The sequence below is a fragment of the Treponema saccharophilum DSM 2985 genome (genome assembly GCF_000255555.1).
Classification (GTDB): Bacteria; Spirochaetota; Spirochaetia; order Treponematales; family Treponemataceae; genus Treponema_D; species Treponema_D saccharophilum.
In genome coordinates this window covers 1-14,230 of sequence record NZ_AGRW01000054.1, presented here as the reverse complement: position 1 = coordinate 14,230, position 14,230 = coordinate 1, and the positions used below count along the sequence as shown (strand labels likewise).

Here is a 14,230-nt window from a genome sequence, read left to right as displayed (position 1 = left end):
CCACCCTTTTTATCTTAGAAAAGCACCTTCCTGATTCTAGTCAGAATGCTGTCCTTCTTCACCTTCTCCGAAGAAGAATCAGAGAAGTCGGACTGGTAATCCGAAGGCTTCTTCTTCTTCGACTTGCCGGCCCGACCGGCGCTCAGCACGCTTTCCTTGTCGGCGAGGATAAGCCCCACCGCAGTCGCATACTCCGGAGTCGAATAGGACTCCTCTATTCCGCCAAGCCCGCTCGGCATACCGATTCTAACAGAACTCGTGTTGAACGTATATTCGGCAAGCTCAAGGACGCCTTCCATCTGCGCGCCGCCACCGGTGAGAATGATGCTGCCAGAAAGCTGCCGCAGACGAGAGCGCTGGACCACCTCGTCGAGAACCATCGAAAAAATCTCGCTCATGCGGGACTGGATGACGGTGCAAAGCTCCGACCGCGTCGTCAGCTTCGGGGGCCTTCCACCGAACATCGGGATGACGACCTCGGAATCGTTGTCCGCGACCAGCTCCGACCAGCAGCATCCGTGCCGAATTTTTATATCCTCCGCGGTGTCCATCGGCATTCCCATGACGCGCGCCAAATCCTTCGTGACGTTCTCGCCGCCGAACGGAATCGAGACGGTGCAGACGGGGGCATCGTCGAAAACGACGATGACATCGGTCGTACCGCCACCGAGGTCTATGAGAATGGAGCCGAGATTTCTCTCGTCGGGGAACATCACGGCGGCGGACGCCGCAATCGTCTTGAGGAACACGTTGTCAAGCTCGTAGCCCGAATTCTCGATGCAGCGCTCCATGTTCCCGAGCTGCGTCCGCGAAGCCGTTATTATGAGGACATCGACCTCAAGCCGTACCGCAAGGTTGTTCAGCACGGTATCCTGCTTGTAGCCGCCCATGCCGTTGACCTTGTATTCCTTGGGAATCAGCGCGATTATCTCGTGGTCGGGCTTTGTGGGAAGCGAATTCGACGCGTCGAGAACCCGGTTTATGTCGTCCTGCGTTATCGCGCGGTCCCGCTTGCCGACGGAATGAATCGCCACAAGCCCGTGCGAGCTCATGCTGTCTATGTGCCTTCCTCCGATTCCTATGACGCAGGAGCGCACCTGATAGCCGAACTTGTTCTCGGCCTCGTCGATGACCTTCTTTATGACATCTTTAGCACGCTCGATGTTCACGATGTTTCCCTCGCGGAGAATCTCCTGCGAGGGCTGCTTCGCTACGCTGAGGATTTCGACCTTCCCGTCATCAACTATCATCCCGATGACCGCGCGGACGAAGCATGTGCCTATGTCCAAGCCAACGATATAATCACTCAAAAGGAATCTCCTGAACTCCGACGTGTCCGATAAGCGATAGAGCCGTAACGGAGGTCTATTTCCTCAACGTCGGACTCAAGCGTGTTTACCACATCGAGAGCAACCATCATATACTGCAAAGCCTCTTCAGTTAGCTGACGGCCCGTGAGAATCCGCGTCCTGCTGTGAATCGGATACAAGACGAGCTCGTAGTTTCCCGATTCTTTCGGGACGATGTGAATCTCCGATATGGCGGCGAAATAATTCTGCGAGAGATTTCCGATTGCCGAAATCTGCTCCAAAAGGCCGCGATATTTCGAGGGAACCCTCATCCCGCCGGGAACGCTCTCAATCGGAATCCCGGAAACGAGCGGGATGGAACTCGAATGAGGCTGCGAAGTTTGCAGCGTGAATAGTACACCATTTTTGTCGATTTGAATAGGGACGGTCCGCGAGCCGACGTCGACGAACGTCATGGCGACGGGAGTCCTCTCGACGACGTTTATGTAGACCTTGTCGGGGAAGCGCTTCACAATCTGCACGTCCTCGATTCCGGACACGGAAGAAAGGAGCGAGAACGCCTCGGATTTGCTGAACCGCATCCAGCTCCTGTCGGAAAGCGGCGAAATCACCCTCGAAAGATACTCCTGCGAATAGGAAGCGGCTCCGCTCCATATCACGGTCGCGGTCTGCATTGACGGAATCACGACGAGATAGACGAGGGCCTCGATGACGAAAATCAGGGCGAAAACTATGAAGAACCATTTCACCGCCTTCATCCGGATGCGGACGCCGCCCTTCTTGCCGGCTCCCCTGCCCTCAGCACCGCCGACGCTTCTGAACACAAAATCACTCATATTCCACCTCCCGCTGAAAAACAGACCATCCGGTCTGACAATTTCCCAATACCGAAATCAAAAGGAAACACGCCCGGAAACTGATGGGCCGGAACATGCTTCATCCTATTTTTTTCCGCCAAGCCCGCTGTCGGACGAATCAGGGCCGACAGATGGCAGGACGTTCCCGACGCTGTCGAGACGGGACGCGCCGACGACGAACCCGCACATCGCCATCGTGACGATTATCGAAGAGCCGCCGGACGAGAAGAACGGCAGCGGGACGCCCGTCGTCGGAAGCACGCCGATGACAACGCCCACGTTCATAAGCGACTGCCCGACAATCGACATCAGGAAGCCGAAAACGCCGAACGACGCGAACCTGTCCGCCGTCGTCAGCGCGCACCTCAGCACGCGCCACGCGAAAAATCCCAGAAGCAGGAAATAGATTACGACGCCGAAAAAACCGAACGCCTCAACCCAACCGGCGAATATGTAGTCGGTCTGCACCTCCGGAATGGAGCCGATTTTCGAAAGCCCGCTGCCGAACCCCTGCCCCCAGAAACCGCCGTCCTCGATTGCCTTCCGCGCGGCGGTGAGCTGGTAATTGTACGTCTGGTCGTAAGCCCCGCTCTTGTCGAAGAACCCTATCAGACGGCTCATCCGGTACGGCTTCAGGAAAACCGTCGTTATCGAGAGCGGAACCATAAGAATCCCGAGCGGAATCACCCACCGCACGCGCTCGCCCGCGACGACGAACATCGCGATGCCCAGAATCAGCAGGAAAAGGCTCGTCGAAAAATCCTGCTGCAGAATGACGACGCCCGAGAACGCGACGAGGAACACGACCGCCGGGAAAACATTCTTGTCCTTCTTCTTCAGCCCGCTGATTTTCTCGAAAAAATTCGCCAGGTACAGCACGAGCGCGAATTTCACCGTCTCAGAGGGCTGGAACGTCCCGATGAACGGAATCCGTATCCACCTGCGCGCGCCGTTCCTCGCCTCCCCGACATAGGGAATGAACGTCAGCACGCACAGGAAAAGGGAGCCGAAAACGATGAACGGCAGAATCCGACGAATCGTATCCATGCTCAGCGAGACGAAGACGAAGAACGCCGTGAAGCCGATTACGGAGCACAGGAGCTGCCGCTTGACGAAATAGAGAGAATCGTCGCGCAGCTTCAGACCGTAGTTCCGCGAGCAGAAATACAGCGCGAGAATCCCGAGCCCCCACAAAAGGAGCATGGAGACCATTATCAGAGGATCGCTCTTCCTGTATCTCTCCAACGGCTTGTCGGTGAAAAAATTGAACCTCATCAGATTCCCCTTCTATACCAAATGCGCGGAATCACATTCCGACCAGCGGAAGAATCCGCTCAAGGCCAATCCCGCGCGAACCTTTCAGCAGGACGAAATCGCCGTCCGCCGCGAACGAGAGGAGCGCCTCCGCCGCCGCGGAAATCGATTTTTCGTCGCGACCGCGCACGAAAACGCACGGGACGCGCCCCGATGCCGCGCATTCCTCATAAGAAAACCCGCTCTCATCCCCCACGAAAACGGCGGCATCCGCGCCCGATTCCGAGACGAGACGGCCGAGCGCGCGGTGCGCTGCCTCCGATTCCGCCCCAAGCTCGAGCATGTCGCCGAGGACGAAAATCTTCCGCCCGTCAAATTCAACCGAGGAGCAAAGCTCGACAGCCTTCTCCATCGAATCGGGGTTCGCGTTGTAGCAGTCCTTGAGGACGGTGAACCTTCCGCGGACAATCTCGGAGCGGCCGCCAAGAACGCCGACCGCCTCGATTCCCTTCTTTATCTGTTCCGCCGTGAGCCCAAGCTCCAGCGCGAGCGAAACAGCCCCGAGCGCGTCAAGGAAATTGTACCGCCCCGGAAGCGCAAGCCTCATCTCAACGCCGTCAACGGAAAACACCGTCCCGGAAAGCCCCTCGTCCGCGACGAGCGCTATCCGAGGGTTCACGCCGAGCCCGTACCTGACGACCTTCCCGCGCACGCCTTCCGCCAAGAAATCCGCGAAATCGTCCGCAGCAGGAATGACGGCAACGCCGTCGCCGTCCATATAGGAGAATATCTTCCGCTTCTCCCGGGCAATGTTCTCGCGGCTCCCGAGAATTCCTATGTGGGCAGTCCCGATGTTCGTGATTACGGCGTAATTCGGGCGGAACACGGACGCAATCTCGCCAATCTCATCGACCCTGTTCATCCCCATCTCGAACAGCCCCAGCTCGTCCCCGCCGCGTATCCTGAAAACGGAAAGCGGAAGCCCCGTCTCCGAGTTGAAATTCCCCGGATTCGCGACGACCTTGTATTTCTGCGAGAGGATTGACGCGCACAATTCCTTCGTCGTCGTCTTCCCGCTCGACCCCGTAACGGAGCACCTCAGCAGCGCCGGGAATTTTCCGACATAAGCCCCCGCCGCAAGCTGCAGCGCGCGCATCGTGTTCCCGCAATGGATGAGGACGGCGCCCGGATATTTTTCCGCGGCAGCGAGGACGTCGCCGTCGTCGCGCGAGACGAACACGACGGACGCGCCTTTCTCCAGCGCCTGAGCGACGAACGCGTGCCCGTCGCGGAATTCCCCGACGAGGGGAACGAAAAGCGTGCCCGGAACGACGTTCCTCGAGTCCGTCTCGACCGAGGTGAAACAGAATTTTCCGGTGTCGCCGCACAGAACCCTTCCGCCGACAGCGGAAAGCGCGCCGAGAACCTCGTCAAGCGTCAGAAGGCTTGCCTTCATGCCGGCCATGATAGCGGCGCTTTTCCCACAATCGCTCATTTCGACTTTATCTCCACGCGAACAATCTCCTCTTTCTTTGCCTTGTGCATGCCGAGGTCGCGCTCGGCGATGCGCTCAATCCGGTCGGAACTCGAAAGCACGCTTATTTCCGATATAAGCTCGCGGTTCTTCTCGACCATCTCCACCTGCTCCTTCTGCATGTCCTCGACTTCGTCCCGAAGCTTCGTGAATTTGTCCGCCTGAAAAGCGTTGATTATGAGCAGGACGGGGATGAGGAGCGCAAACAGATAGACTATCACGTGTGTCTTCAAACTCGGATTCCCGTCCTCGTAACGGCGCAAGAACGCAAGATTCATAAAAACCTCCTAAAACAAACCGGCGGGAAAAACATCCGTGTACGCCCCGCCCTGCGCAAATTCTCCATCACTCAATGGCGACGTTCAGGAGATGATCCCCCGAAGCGTCGCGGATTTTCCTGACGACGCGGAGCTTCGCGCTCCGGCTCGGGGAATTCGACTCCACCTCCTCCTTCGTCGGCTCGACCGGCTTCCGGGTCAGAATCTCGGCGCACGGCTCCCCGCCGCAGGTGCAGACGGCACGTCCCGGAGGACAGACGCATTTCCGCCCGAGATTCCTGAAATAATTTTTCACAATCCTGTCCTCAAGGGAATGGAACGTGATGACACCGAGCTTGCCGCCGGGAAGCAGCACGTTGAACGCGTCGTGAATCGCTGAGGGAAGACGGCGCAGCTCGCTGTTGACCGCGATGCGGAGCGCCTGGAACGTCCTCGTCGCGGGATGTATCGCCCCGTGCCGGTAGTTTCCGGGAACGGCATCGTATATCAAATCGGCGAGCGCCTTCGACGACTCGATTCTTCCTGACGCGCGGGCCTCGCAGATGGCGCGGGCAATCCGGCGGCTCATCTTCTCGTCGCTGTAGAGGTAGATGAGGTTCGCAAGCTCCTCCTCGCGCATGCCGTTCACGATGTCGGCGGCGCTCTCGCCCTCCCTGTCGTTGAGCCTCATGTCGAGGGGCTCGTCGTGGCGGAACGAGAAGCCGCGTCCGGAACGCTCGTAATGGTAGACGCTTATCCCGAGGTCGAAGAGGATGATGTCGGGGCGCCTGCCGCCGGTGATGTCATCATGCTCGCCGTACCGTCCGTAGAAATCGTTGAACCATCCGTTGAAGAAATTCATCCTTCCGGCAGAGGAGAAACGCGCCAGCCGCTCCTTCGCGCGCGACTGGATAGTGCTGTCGGCATCGAGCCCTATAACGGAAAGCCCCGGATACGCAGAAAGGAACGCCTCGGAATGCCCCCCCTCGCCCAAAGTCGAATCGACCATGAGCGCCGACGACTCGAACGGCTCGCCGACAGGAGACAAATATGAAAGGCATTCATTCAAAAGCACAGGCGTGTGGACAATTTCCATTTTCTTCTTTTCCTCTGTTCCTAATGTTTCGGCAATTCGCATTTGGGAGTTAAGCGAACAAAGAAAAATGGCAGACGGCGCCGATACTCATTGGATGATAAACACCTACAACGAATCCCCCCTGCACGCCGCGCTCAAGGAACTGTATGCGGCGGAGAACGGCGGGAAGACCGAGCAAATTATAGAAGGAAGCTGCTCGATTGCTGATGTTCTCCTGCCCGACGGGAGCGTCATCGAAATACAGACGGGAAGCATATCCGCGCTGAGCGAGAAAATTTTCTGCCTCATCTCGAAGAACAGGAGGGTCACCATCGTGCGCCCCGTCGCGATAGAGAAGACCATCGTCACGGTCGACGGGGACGGGAACGTGCTGTCGAAAAAACGCAGCCCGAAACGCGAGACGGTCTACTCCGTCTTCAGGGGAATGACGAAGCTCGCGGGGACAATCCCGAACGACCTCCTCACAATAGAGGTCGCGTTCGTCAGGATTTCGGAGACGAGGCTGAGGACGGACGAGCCGGCGCAGCTTGCGAACAGGAGCCGGCGCCACCTCAGGAAATGGGTTCCCCTCGGAAAGAAGCTTGTCTCCATCGAGGGAAAGAAAACGCTTCGCACGGAGGAAGACTACCTGTCGCTGATTCCCGCATCCGTGAAGGAGCCGTTCACCGCAAAGGAAATAGCGGAGGCGATTCTCGACTTCGGGACCGACCCGTTTTCCGGGGAGCCGCTGACGGCGGGCGCACGGAAAGACGCGGCAAGGGGCGCCTCCCCCCTGCTCTGGCTGCTCAGGAAATGCGGAATCGCAGTTGAGTCAGACAAAAAAGGACGCTCAAAATCGTACGCGGTCCGAAAAAAATCGTGAACTTTTTCCATTTTTTTCAAAATCGCTGTTGACATGGTAAGGGGGAATCATATATAGTACCTCTCATCAATTCTTGGTGCCTGTAGCTCAGGGGTAGAGTTCCAGATTGTGGATCTGGCTGTCGTGGGTTCGAAACCCACCAGGCACCCTTTTTTGTTTGCGTTCGTAGCTCAACTGGATAGAGCAACGGACTTCGAATCCGTAGGTTGCACGTTCGACCCGTGTCGGACGCAATTGCGAAAAGCACAAAAAAAAACAAGGGCGACTAGCTCAGCTGGTAGAGCAACAGACTCTTAATCTGTGGGTCCGGGGTTCGATCCCCCGGTCGCTCATTTTTGGGAGAAAGAACCAACCCAAATAGCAAGAGAAGCGAGAGTGGTGAAATTGGCATACACGCTGGATTTAGGTTCCAGTGCTTCGGCGTAAGGGTTCAAGTCCCTTCTCTCGCAATTTTATTCTGCGGGAATAGCACAGTGGTAGTGCGCCACCTTGCCAAGGTGGATGTCGTGGGTTCGATCCCCATTTCCCGCTCTATTGCAGATTTGCTCGGATTCGTTCCGGCAGATTTATGAAACGCAGATGCAAATTTTTATTCTGCGGGAATAGCACAGTGGTAGTGCGCCACCTTGCCAAGGTGGATGTCGTGGGTTCGATCCCCATTTCCCGCTCTAACTGAGGCGATTTGGATTTCATCTGAATCGCCTTTTTTTATTTTATAATTTCATTTTTCAAGGGGAACTCATTGTGAAAGTCACCAAAGAAATCGAAAAACTCGAAAAATCAGCTGTGAAGTTGACCGTCACCGTCGCAAAGAAGGATGTGGCGGACGGATACAACGAGACGCTCAATCAGTACGTCAAGCATGTCCAGATTCCGGGCTTCAGGAAGGGACACGTTCCCGCCAAAGTTCTCGAAAGCAAATACGGCGACCAGATAAAGTCCGAGACAATCGCCAACATCATCGACAAATCATTGAACGAGATTTTCTCGGACGAGAAGGAAACAGAATCCCGCCCGCTCCCCTACGCGCAGCCCGTCCTCGAAAAGATGCCGGAGCTCGACGTGACGAAAAACCTCGTCTACACGGTGACGTACGACGTGTTCCCGAAAGTCGAGGTCGCGAATTTCGACGGAATCGAAATCAAGGAGACGCAGACCGAGGTCGGCGACGAGGAAATCGCGGAGGAGCTCAAGGGTCTTCAGGACAGGAACGCCGTCGTGACGGACAAGAAGGACGAGACCGTCGCGAAGGATGACATCGTAACCATCGACATCGCGGAGAAGGACGACGCCGGAAACGAAATCGCCTCTACGAAGCGCGCCGGATTCGTCTTCACCGTCGGCACGGCGGAGAACGTCTACAAGATTGACGACGAGATTGTCGGCATGAAGAAGGACGAGACGAAGGAAATCAAGAAATCATACGCGGCGGACGACAAGGACGCGGAGCTTGCCGGAAAGACGAAGACGTACACCGTGACCGTCAAGGCAATCAAGGTGCGCGACCTTCCCAAGCTCGACGACGACTTCGCACAGGACGTCAACGACAAATTCAAGACGCTCGACGACCTCAAGGCGGACATCAAGAGGCAGCTCAACCTCGCGAAGGACAGGAAAATCAGCGAGCTCAAGCAGAATTCGCTTCTTGAGCAGCTCATCGAGAAGAACGCGTTCGACATTCCAGCTTCTATGCTCCGCGCGGAGCTTGAGGGTCGCTGGGAGATGATGGCCCGCCAGTTCCAGACGACGGCGGCCGAGCTTGACAGGCTCGTCACGTCATCGGGACAGACGAAAGAGGGAATGCTCTCACAGTGGTCTGCAGAGGCCGAGAAAATGCTCAAGAGCCGCATAATCGTCGACGCGCTCCTCAAGGAATACAAAATCGAGGTTTCCGAGGACGAAATCAACGCGAAGTTCCAGGAGATTGCCGACCAGAACGCAATCACGCTCGACGAAGTGAAGAAGCACTACGAGGACGCGAAGGCGAAGGAATACCTCGTGGACGACACCAAGGAGCAGAAACTCTTCAAAGAGTTGTTCGCGAAAGTGAAGGTCTCGAAGGGCGACAGCGTAAAATTTGCCGATTTGTTCAAAAATCAGTAGACTTTAGGTGAAGCTTTCAATGCGGAATGCTACCGTTAGTAATGGCTGCATTCCGCTTTTTTTTAGCCGTAAAAAAGACAAGGAGATTTTTATGAACGAGCAGATGAACAACAACATCCCATTCGTCATCGAGCGCAGCGGAAACGGGGAGCGTTCCTACGACATTTTCTCGAGGCTCCTGAAAGACAGAATCATATTCATCGACGGAGAAATCAATGACCTCAACGCGGACCTCGTAGTAGCGCAGATTCTCTTCCTTGAGTCGGAGAACCCGGAGAAGGACATCAGCATCTACATCAACTCGCCGGGAGGAAGCGTCACCGCAGGACTGGCAATCTACGACACGATGCAGTACGTAAAATGCGACATCCAGACGATATGCATGGGACAGGCCGCGAGCATGGGAGCAATCCTCCTCGCGGGCGGAACGAAGGGCAAGAGATACGCGCTCCCCTCATCCCGCGTGATGATTCACCAGCCGTTCGGGGGAGTCCAGGGGCAGGAAAGCGACATCGCAATCCAGGCGAAGGAGATTCTCCGCCTCAAGTCGCTCTCAATCAAATACCTCGCCGAGAAGACCGGCAAGGACGAGGAGACCGTAGCAAAGGACATGGAGCGTGATTTCTACATGTCAGCGCAGGACGCGCTCGACTACGGAATCGTCGACCATGTCATGCCGCACCGCGCTAAATTGTCGGAGACGGCAGAGGAGAAGAAATAATGGCGTTCGGAAGAAACATCAAGCGCTGCTCGTTCTGCGGCAAAGAGGCCGATGAGAAGAGGCTTCTGGTCGAGGGGCCGGGAAGCATTTTCATCTGCAACCAGTGCATAGAAATCTGCCAGGGAATCATGTCGGAGAAATCGCTGGACGTCCCGTCGATTGAGATGAACGATGTCCCCACGCCGAAGGAATTCAAGGAACACCTGGACCAGTACGTAATCGGGCAGGACTACGCGAAGAAGGCGCTCTCCGTCGCAGTCTACAACCATTACAAGCGCATGTCGCTCGGCCGGAAAACGTCAAAGGACGGCGTGAAAATCGAGAAATCGAACGTCCTCCTCATCGGGCCGACAGGAAGCGGAAAGACGCTCCTCGCGCGCACGCTCGCGGAAAAGCTCAAGGTTCCGTTCGCAATCGCGGACGCGACGACGCTCACAGAGGCGGGATACGTCGGAGAGGACGTCGAGAACGTGCTCCTCAAGCTCATCAACGCCGCGGACGGGAACATCCAGGCAGCGGAGCGCGGAATCATTTTCATTGACGAAATCGACAAAATCGCGCGCAAAAGCGAGAACACGAGCATAACGCGCGACGTATCGGGCGAGGGAGTTCAGCAGGCGCTCCTCAAGATAATAGAAGGAACGCTCGCGTCAGTTCCGCCGCAGGGAGGAAGGAAGCACCCGAACCAGGAGATGATACAAATCGACACGACGAACATCCTGTTCATAATGGGAGGCGCGTTCGTCGGCCTCGACAAGATAATCGAGCAGAGGACTTCGGCGCACTCGATGGGATTCGGGAGCAACGTCGGCAGCATGGACGAGGAGCAGAAGATGGACCTCCTCAACGAATGCACGAGCGACGACCTCGTCAAGTTCGGCATAATCCCCGAGCTTATCGGACGTATGCCGATAACCGTCGCGCTCAAGGAGCTGACGAAGGAAGACCTCAAGAAAATCCTCACCGAGCCGAAGAACGCGATAACGAAGCAGTTCAAGGCATCGTTCGCCATCGACGACCTCGACATAGACTTCACGGACGACGCGCTCGACGAAATCGCCGACATCGCCATAAAGCAGAAGACGGGCGCGCGCGGGCTCCGCGCGATTGTCGAGAAGATGCTCATGGATTTGATGTACGAGGCTCCGAGCGTCAAGGGTCAGAAAAAACTCACGATAACGAAAGAAATCGTGAAGACGAAATCGATACCGAACGCGGAGACGCTCCTGCTCGAGCAGCAGACGGCATAAAACCGCAGGAGACAACAAAAAAAGCACCCTTCCGGGTGCTTTTTTTTATGCGCTATGCCGAACGGCGTTCCTCAATTTCAGATTCCGGAACGCGTTCAGAATGGCAATTTTTTCAGCTCGCAAAATCGCAAAGACGCGCAAAGCGCACCAGGACGAGAATCAGTCGAGCGATAGGAACGCCTTGTACGCGCCGAACGCCTGCATTATGTCCTCGCGGCTCGTAATCTCCCACGGCGCGTGCATGGAAAGGACGGACACGCCCGCGTCGAGGACGTTCATTCCGTATTTTGCCGCCTCGAACGCAATCGTTCCGCCGCCGCCCTGGTCGACTTTTCCGAGCTCAGCCATCTGGTAGCGGACGCCCGCAGCGTCGAGGATGTTCCGGAGGCGCGCGATGAATTCGGGATTCGCGTCGCTCGCGCCGGACTTCCCGCGGCTTCCCGTATATTTGTTGAACACGATTCCGCCGCCGAGGAAGCTTGCGTTCGCGCGGTCGAACAAATCCGCGTTCATCGGATCAAACGCCGCGTTGACGTCGCTCGAAAGCATGGAAGAATTCGCGAGGCACCTTCTGAGCGAAAGCTCGGAGAAACCTTCCGGAAGGCGTGCGACAACCTCCGCGACGGCATTCTCGAAGAAATGGCTTCCCATTCCCGTCGCGCCGACCGAGCCGATTTCCTCCTTGTCCACGCAGATGCAGCAGCTGGTGCGCGCGCCGCAGCCGCCTTCGAGGAGCGCGCGGACTGACGCATACGCGCACGAGCGGTCGTCCTGCCCGTAAGCGAGAATCAGCGAGCGGTCGAGCCCGAGGTCGCGCGCGCGTCCCGCCGGGACAATCTCAAGCTCCGCCGAGCCGAAATCGCTTTCCTCGATGCCGTATTTCTCCTTGATGAGGGCCATGACCGCCTTTTTCGCGGACGCCTTCTCCTTTTTCTTCTCCTCGTCGTCCTTGTCATCCCCCTTCCTGCGGGGAATGCCGCTTCCTATCACGAGGTCGAGGCTCTCGCCGGGGATGAATTCCGCGGCGGATTCCTTCATCTGCTTCTGCGCGAGGTGCGGGAGAATATCGGAAATGCAGAAGACAGGGTCGCCCTCGTCCTCGCCAATCCTGATGTCGACGACGGAACCGTCCTTCCTGCACACGACGCCGTGAATCGCCAGAGGAATCGTAACCCACTGGTATTTCTTTATGCCGCCGTAATAATGCGTGTTGAGATACACGAGGAAATCCTTCTCGTAGACAGGATTCTGCTTCACGTCAAGCCTCGGGGAATCGATGTGCGCGCCAAGTATGTTCATTCCGTTCTCGATTCCGGAAGTTCCGATTGTGAAAAGCGCGACCGCCTTTTTCATCTTGACCGAGTAAACCTTGTCGCCGGCTTTGAGGGAATCGCACTTCATGACGTCGCGGAACCCGGCATTCTCCGCCATCCTCACGATTTCGGAGACGCACTCGCGCTCCGTCTTGCATTCGCTGAGGAATTCCTTGTATTCCTCGATGAAATCTTTGCTCATAAAAACCTCTTTATCTATGATTTCAGCCGAGCATGATACCAAAAATAGGAAAGAATTGGAAACACCGCCCCAAAACAAAAAAATCCCGGCATATCGCCGGGAAAGTGGAGATGGCGGGAGTCGAACCCGCGTCCGAAAGTGTAAGCCACACACGTCTACATGTTTATCCGTGCGAGGTGGTTGTCGGGAGAAGGTAGCAGCACGGCAAGCGTCTCCTCCTTATTCCGATTATGAAGTCCCCTCCGGAGACCGGAAACACCGGAGAGCGAGTCCCTGTCATCAACGGAATGCCAGACCACTAGGAACAGCGTAACCTGGATTCCGGCCCAAGCTTATGCAGCGAGAGCTTCTGCAGAAGAAGCCTCAACGACTTCCTCTTCTTTTCTTGCGAAAATTGCAGTTATTTTTTTCTCAGTTTAGGGAACCTTGACTCCCACATGCAATATGCGCCTTCAGCACAATCGTCGAAACCGGTGCACCCCCTTATCATTTCCCGAAGGCGCAAAACGCCCCGGAAAGTTCACATATCATATTAGGAACAGCAGAAATCGTCAACCGCACAGGCTCTGCGGAACGCTACTTCACGTTCTTTATGAACGCATCCTTGAAGCCCGCCGCGCGCATCTCCTTCTGAACGGACTTTCCGCTCTTTTTGGGAACAGGCCCGACGAGAACAGTGTACGCAGAATCCCCCGTGCCGGACGGGACGACGCACACCCGGTATTTTTCCGGGATTTTCGACACGGCGGCGTTCAGGTTCTTCACGGAACCGAGAATCGCAACCTGAACGTACGTTCCCTTCTCAAGACGTTCCTTCTCTACGATTTTCGACCTGACGAGCGCGGAAATCGGCTCCCCCGAACCTGCCGAAGGAGAAACGGACGGATTCTCGTCGACGACCTCCTCGGGAATATCGTACTTCTTCGGAGCCTTCCCCTCCGCCGAATTTTCGCTGACAATTTCCTCGGGAATCCTGTGCTTCGCTTTTGACGGCGATTTCGCCTCGGCAGCTGACGGCTCGGAAACGATTTCCTCGGGAATTTTGTAGCGCTTTCCTTCATGAGCCGTTTTCTCGGCGCGGCTTCCGGCAGCAGGCTCCTCGACAGTCTCCTCGGGGATTTTCTCATCCGAGGCGGAATTCTTCGGGGGATTCATCTCCGCGGGAATGAGCACTATCGGCTGATACACCTGCTCGTCGCGGGAATCCTCCGCAAGCGGCTCCGTTTTCTTCGCCGGAGACGGAACATCATCGGACGCGACATCACTGCCGCTTTCCATATTCTTTGCGGGAGCGGGAACAGGCTCTGAGAGTTTTTCATCCTCACCGCTTTCCTCGGGCGCGATTTTCTCGTCGTTTTCCGCACTTTCTTCGGGAGCGGGAACTGGCTCGTCGAGCTTCTCGTCCGCGGCGCTTTCTGCGGGAACATCCTCAAGTTTCTCGGGCGCGATTTTCTCGTCGTTTTCCGCGGTC

Annotated in this window: 12 protein-coding genes, 6 tRNA genes and 1 other RNA gene; 10 read left to right on the top strand and 9 right to left on the bottom strand. The window is 56.4% G+C overall.

The window, feature by feature from the left end; genetic code table 11:
* Nucleotides 1–14: 14 nt before the first annotated feature.
* The 6 genes from ftsA to rsmH all read right to left on the bottom strand — a co-directional run bounded on the left by ftsA (nt 15) and on the right by rsmH (nt 6,308).
* The gene (gene ftsA / locus TRESADRAFT_RS12575) at nt 15–1,310 is read right to left on the bottom strand and encodes a cell division protein FtsA (protein ID WP_002706179.1); all 1,296 of its coding nucleotides are present in this window, start codon (nt 1,308–1,310) and stop codon (nt 15–17) included.
* Nucleotides 1,307–2,146 (bottom strand): cell division protein FtsQ/DivIB, encoded by an 840-nt coding sequence (locus TRESADRAFT_RS12570; protein WP_002706178.1) that lies wholly within the window; start codon nt 2,144–2,146, stop codon nt 1,307–1,309. The genes ftsA and TRESADRAFT_RS12570 overlap by 4 nt, the downstream gene beginning before the upstream one ends.
* A 105-nt stretch (nt 2,147–2,251) precedes the next feature.
* Nucleotides 2,252–3,442, bottom strand: a complete 1,191-nt coding sequence (locus tag TRESADRAFT_RS12565) for an FtsW/RodA/SpoVE family cell cycle protein (RefSeq protein ID WP_002706177.1) — start codon at nt 3,440–3,442, stop codon at nt 2,252–2,254.
* Nucleotides 3,443–3,473: 31 nt separating this feature from the next.
* Nucleotides 3,474–4,877: a UDP-N-acetylmuramoyl-tripeptide--D-alanyl-D-alanine ligase gene (locus TRESADRAFT_RS12560; protein ID WP_141607396.1), complete on the bottom strand. Its 1,404-nt coding sequence runs from the start codon at nt 4,875–4,877 to the stop codon at nt 3,474–3,476.
* 35 nt (nt 4,878–4,912) lie between these two features.
* The gene (gene ftsL, locus TRESADRAFT_RS12555; protein ID WP_002706175.1) at nt 4,913–5,233 is read right to left on the bottom strand and encodes a cell division protein FtsL; all 321 of its coding nucleotides are present in this window, start codon (nt 5,231–5,233) and stop codon (nt 4,913–4,915) included.
* Nucleotides 5,234–5,300: 67 nt separating this feature from the next.
* Nucleotides 5,301–6,308, bottom strand: coding sequence for a 16S rRNA (cytosine(1402)-N(4))-methyltransferase RsmH (gene rsmH / locus TRESADRAFT_RS12550; RefSeq protein ID WP_002706174.1), 1,008 nt, complete (start codon nt 6,306–6,308; stop codon nt 5,301–5,303).
* A 67-nt stretch (nt 6,309–6,375) separates the two neighbouring features.
* Here rsmH and TRESADRAFT_RS15385 point away from each other — a divergent pair, with 67 nt between their 5' ends.
* The 10 genes from TRESADRAFT_RS15385 to clpX all read left to right on the top strand — a co-directional run bounded on the left by TRESADRAFT_RS15385 (nt 6,376) and on the right by clpX (nt 11,244).
* The gene (locus TRESADRAFT_RS15385; protein WP_002706173.1) at nt 6,376–7,170 is read left to right on the top strand and encodes a DUF8091 domain-containing protein; all 795 of its coding nucleotides are present in this window, start codon (nt 6,376–6,378) and stop codon (nt 7,168–7,170) included.
* 76 nt (nt 7,171–7,246) lie between these two features.
* A tRNA-His gene (locus tag TRESADRAFT_RS12540) sits at nt 7,247–7,318 on the top strand.
* Between the two features lie 11 nt (nt 7,319–7,329).
* Nucleotides 7,330–7,403 (top strand) — tRNA-Arg (locus tag TRESADRAFT_RS12535).
* A 26-nt stretch (nt 7,404–7,429) separates the two neighbouring features.
* Nucleotides 7,430–7,502, top strand: a tRNA-Lys gene (locus TRESADRAFT_RS12530).
* 37 nt (nt 7,503–7,539) lie between these two features.
* Nucleotides 7,540–7,619, top strand: a tRNA-Leu gene (locus tag TRESADRAFT_RS12525).
* Nucleotides 7,620–7,629: 10 nt separating this feature from the next.
* Nucleotides 7,630–7,701, top strand: a tRNA-Gly gene (locus TRESADRAFT_RS12520).
* 65 nt (nt 7,702–7,766) lie between these two features.
* Nucleotides 7,767–7,838 (top strand) — tRNA-Gly (locus tag TRESADRAFT_RS12515).
* A gap of 76 nt (nt 7,839–7,914) precedes the next feature.
* The gene (gene tig, locus TRESADRAFT_RS12510) at nt 7,915–9,273 is read left to right on the top strand and encodes a trigger factor (RefSeq protein ID WP_002706172.1); all 1,359 of its coding nucleotides are present in this window, start codon (nt 7,915–7,917) and stop codon (nt 9,271–9,273) included.
* A gap of 91 nt (nt 9,274–9,364) precedes the next feature.
* A complete protein-coding gene (gene clpP, locus TRESADRAFT_RS12505; protein WP_002706171.1) occupies nt 9,365–9,994 on the top strand; it encodes an ATP-dependent Clp endopeptidase proteolytic subunit ClpP in 630 nt (209 codons plus the stop codon).
* A complete protein-coding gene (gene clpX, locus TRESADRAFT_RS12500) occupies nt 9,994–11,244 on the top strand; it encodes an ATP-dependent Clp protease ATP-binding subunit ClpX (protein WP_002706170.1) in 1,251 nt (416 codons plus the stop codon). The genes clpP and clpX overlap by 1 nt, the downstream gene beginning before the upstream one ends.
* A 159-nt stretch (nt 11,245–11,403) precedes the next feature.
* Here the strand turns inward: clpX and TRESADRAFT_RS12495 are convergent, their stop codons facing one another.
* The 3 genes from TRESADRAFT_RS12495 to TRESADRAFT_RS12490 all read right to left on the bottom strand — a co-directional run.
* Nucleotides 11,404–12,759, bottom strand: coding sequence for an aminopeptidase (locus TRESADRAFT_RS12495; protein WP_002706169.1), 1,356 nt, complete (start codon nt 12,757–12,759; stop codon nt 11,404–11,406).
* Between the two features lie 102 nt (nt 12,760–12,861).
* Nucleotides 12,862–13,242, bottom strand: a transfer-messenger RNA (tmRNA) gene (gene ssrA / locus TRESADRAFT_RS15760).
* A 93-nt stretch (nt 13,243–13,335) separates the two neighbouring features.
* Nucleotides 13,336–14,230 (bottom strand): SPOR domain-containing protein (locus TRESADRAFT_RS12490; protein ID WP_002706168.1); only part of this gene is annotated, 895 nt, incomplete at its 5' end.

Excerpts from the sequence above, each read along its gene's own strand:
- clpX (WP_002706170.1), top strand. The coding sequence starts at position 9,994 with ATGGCGTTCGGAAGAAACATCAAGCGCTGCTCGTTCTGCGGCAAAGAG.
- ftsL (WP_002706175.1), bottom strand. The coding sequence starts at position 5,233 with ATGAATCTTGCGTTCTTGCGCCGTTACGAGGACGGGAATCCGAGTTTG.
- TRESADRAFT_RS12565 (WP_002706177.1), bottom strand. The coding sequence starts at position 3,442 with ATGAGGTTCAATTTTTTCACCGACAAGCCGTTGGAGAGATACAGGAAG.
- TRESADRAFT_RS12495 (WP_002706169.1), bottom strand. The coding sequence starts at position 12,759 with ATGAGCAAAGATTTCATCGAGGAATACAAGGAATTCCTCAGCGAATGC.
- clpP (WP_002706171.1), top strand. The coding sequence starts at position 9,365 with ATGAACGAGCAGATGAACAACAACATCCCATTCGTCATCGAGCGCAGC.
- TRESADRAFT_RS12570 (WP_002706178.1), bottom strand. The coding sequence starts at position 2,146 with ATGAGTGATTTTGTGTTCAGAAGCGTCGGCGGTGCTGAGGGCAGGGGA.
- rsmH (WP_002706174.1), bottom strand. The coding sequence starts at position 6,308 with ATGGAAATTGTCCACACGCCTGTGCTTTTGAATGAATGCCTTTCATAT.
- TRESADRAFT_RS12560 (WP_141607396.1), bottom strand. The coding sequence starts at position 4,877 with ATGAAGGCAAGCCTTCTGACGCTTGACGAGGTTCTCGGCGCGCTTTCC.
- TRESADRAFT_RS15385 (WP_002706173.1), top strand. The coding sequence starts at position 6,376 with ATGGCAGACGGCGCCGATACTCATTGGATGATAAACACCTACAACGAA.